This is a genomic window from Ligilactobacillus aviarius subsp. aviarius DSM 20655 (genome assembly GCF_001436315.1).
GTDB classification, from domain to species: Bacteria; Bacillota; Bacilli; order Lactobacillales; family Lactobacillaceae; genus Ligilactobacillus; species Ligilactobacillus aviarius.
This window is the reverse complement of record NZ_AYZA01000014.1, coordinates 1-338: the sequence shown is the minus strand read 5'-3', so window position 1 is coordinate 338 and position 338 is coordinate 1. Positions and strand designations below refer to the sequence as shown.

The 338-nt window shown below is 47.3% G+C and carries 2 tRNA genes; both read left to right on the top strand.

What is annotated here, in order from left to right:
- Nucleotides 1-58 precede the first annotated feature (58 nt).
- Nucleotides 59-131 (top strand) — tRNA-Val (locus tag FC33_RS02455).
- A 3-nt stretch (nucleotides 132-134) separates the two neighbouring features.
- Nucleotides 135-207 (top strand) — tRNA-Lys (locus FC33_RS02450).
- Nucleotides 208-338 lie beyond the last annotated feature (131 nt).

Genomic DNA, 338 nt, shown 5'->3' with positions numbered 1-338 from the left:
GATAGTAGTTGGAGGAACGCCTCCTGCGAGGGTAGGAAGTTGCCGTGCTTGTTGATATGGAGGATTAGCTCAGTTGGGAGAGCATCTGCCTTACAAGCAGGGGGTCACAGGTTCGAGCCCTGTATCCTCCATTTGAGTCGCTAGCTCAGTTGGTAGAGCATTGGACTTTTAATCCAAGGGTCGAGGGTTCGAGCCCCTCGCGACTCATCAAGAGTTAAAAAAAGTTCTTGACATTCGATTGTTAATCTTGTAAGATTAAATAGTCGTCTTAAGGACATCATGATGCTGACTTAGCTCAGTTGGTAGAGCATCTGTCTTGTAAACAGAGGGTCGGAGGT